This window comes from Kitasatospora sp. NPDC004272, assembly GCF_053603035.1.
In genome coordinates this window covers 1-2,347 of record NZ_JBSGET010000277.1, presented here as the reverse complement: position 1 = coordinate 2,347, position 2,347 = coordinate 1, and the positions used below count along the sequence as shown (strand labels likewise).

The 2,347-nt window shown below is 72.3% G+C and carries 2 protein-coding genes; both read left to right on the top strand.

The genetic code is table 11. The features are described 5' to 3' along the window. The first annotated feature begins 150 nt into the window (after positions 1–150). Complete coding sequence (pstC, locus tag ACWEO5_RS38380; protein ID WP_452166693.1) at positions 151–1,167, top strand: phosphate ABC transporter permease subunit PstC; 1,017 nt, start codon at positions 151–153, stop codon at positions 1,165–1,167. A 14-nt stretch (positions 1,168–1,181) separates the two neighbouring features. Beyond that, on the top strand, positions 1,182–2,347 hold a 1,166-nt coding region (gene pstA, locus ACWEO5_RS38375; protein WP_452166692.1), incomplete at its 3' end, for a phosphate ABC transporter permease PstA.

Genomic DNA, 2,347 nt, shown 5'->3' with positions numbered 1-2,347 from the left:
AAACCTCTTTTGCTCGGTTAGTTATTGTTGTTCAGACGTGTGCAATTCCGAACCCCCCCCCCGCCGGACGGGCGCCCCGCGCGCCCGTCCGGCCCCGCACCTCAGCATCCCCATGCCCCAGGAACCCTCACCGCGCGGAGAGTTGACACCATGACAGCCGCCGTCCAGCCGACGGACACCCGCGTCCCACCGCCGACGCCCGACCCCGACCGGCCCCGCCGGATCAGCGCCCCCGCCTCGCCCGCCGACCGGACCTTCCGCGGCGTGCTGCGCGCCGCCGGCCTGTCGGTGTTCGTGCTGATGGGGCTGATCGCCTTCTTCCTGCTGATGCGCGGCTCCGAGGCGCTGCACGCCGTCGGCTGGTCCTTCCTCACCGAGCAGAACTGGCGCACCGCCGCGCACACCTTCGGCATCGCCGCCATGCTGCCCGACGGCATCCTGATCGCCCTCATCGCGCTGTGCATCGCCGTCCCGGTCTCGCTCACCGCCGCGCTGTTCATCTCCGAGTACGCGCCCGTCCGGCTGCGCCCCGCGCTGATCTCGCTGGTCGACCTGATGGCCGCGATCCCCAGCATCGTGTACGGGCTGTGGGGCCTGTTCTTCCTGCAGCCGCGCTTCGTCGGCCTGTGCCGCTGGCTGGCCAACCACCTCGGCGCGCCGCTGCCGTTCCTGGGGGTGCGCACCGGCGACACCCCGACCTCGTACACCTCCTCGACTTTCATCGCGGGCACCGTGGTGTCGCTGATGATCATCCCGATCATCACCTCGCTCAGCCGGGAGGTGTTCTCGCAGGCCCCCGCCGGCGAGCGCGAGGGCGCCTACGCGCTCGGCTCGACCCGCTGGGGCATGGTGCGCACCGTGGTGCTGCCGTTCGGGCGCGGCGGCGTGATCGGCGCGGTGATGCTCGGCTTCGGCCGGGCGATGGGCGAGACCATCGCCGTCGCGCTGATCATCTCCCCGGTGTTCCGGGTCTCCTGGCACGTGCTGGAGAACGGCAGCGGCTCGATCTCCTCGCTGATCGCGCTGCGCTTCAGCGAGTCCGACGGCCTGTCGCTGTCCGCGCTGATGGCCGCCGGCCTGGTGCTGTTCGCCCTCACCCTGCTGGTCAACGTGGCCGCCGGGTTCGTCATCAGCCGGTCCCGGTCCGGCGCCTCGACCTCGGACTGACCGGAGGAGACCGCATGCACCCCACGCCCCTCGACCGTCCCGAACCGTCCGAACCGTCCGAACTGCCCGAGCAGCGCCGGATCAGGCTCGGCGGCACCACCCGCGAGGAGGTGTACACCCTGCTCGGCGCGGCGGCCGGCGCGCTCGCCCTGGACTGGCTGCTGTACGAGCGGGTGCTGCCGTTCAGCGGCGCGTTCGGCTTCCTGCTCTGCTGGTACCTGCTGTTCCTCGGCCTGTACGCCCTGGCCGGGCGGCTGCAGTGGGACGCGCTGACCGTCCGCGAACGGCTGGCCACCGCGCTCGCCTGGAGCTCCGGCCTGCTGGTGGTCGCCGTCATCGTCGAGCAGATCGGCTACGTCGCCCTGCGCGGCGCGGAGGCCGCCCGGCACTGGAACTTCTTCACCGAGACCATGCGCACCACCGCCCCGCTGTCGCCGATCACCTCCGGCGGCTGCCTGCACGCCGTGGTCGGCTCGCTCGAACAGCTCGGCCTGGCCACCCTGTTCTCCGTCCCGCTGGGCATCCTGACCGCCGTCTTCCTGGTCGAGTCCGGCACCACCCGGCGCGGCGCCCGCTTCGTCAAGCCGGTGCGGGTGCTGGTCGAGGCGATGACCGCGCTGCCGTCCATCGTGGCGGGCCTGTTCGTGCTCGGCGTGGTCATCCTCACCCTGGGCGCCGAGAAGAGCGGCCTGGCCGCCTCGCTCGCGCTGACCGTGATGATGACGCCGATCGTCACCCGCGCCGCCGAGGTGGTCGTCCGGCTCGTCCCCGGCACCCTCAAGGAGGCGTCCTACGCGCTCGGCGCCGGCCAGTGGCGCACCGTGTGGCACGTGGTGCTGCCCACCGCCCGGCCCGGCCTGACCACCGCCGTGGTGCTCGGCATGGCCCGCGGCGTCGGCGAGACCTCCCCGGTGCTGCTCACCGCGGGCTTCACCGCCCGGATGAACCTCGACCCGCTGCACGGCAACCAGGCCAGCCTGCCGCTGTACGTCTGGAACTACGTCAAGCAGCCCTACCCCGACATGGTGGCCCGGGCGTTCGCCGGCGCGCTGACCCTGATGGCCGTGGTGCTGGTGCTGTTCGTCACCGCCCGCGTGCTGGGCCGCCACCGCACCCCCGCCGACCGGCCAGGTCGGCCTGCCGACTGGTCTTCGAGCAGACCTCCCGGCCCTCGAAGGCG

Bases quoted from the DNA above. Each gene is read 5' to 3' on its own strand.
- pstC (WP_452166693.1), top strand. From the start codon at position 151: ATGACAGCCGCCGTCCAGCCGACGGACACCCGCGTCCCACCGCCGACG.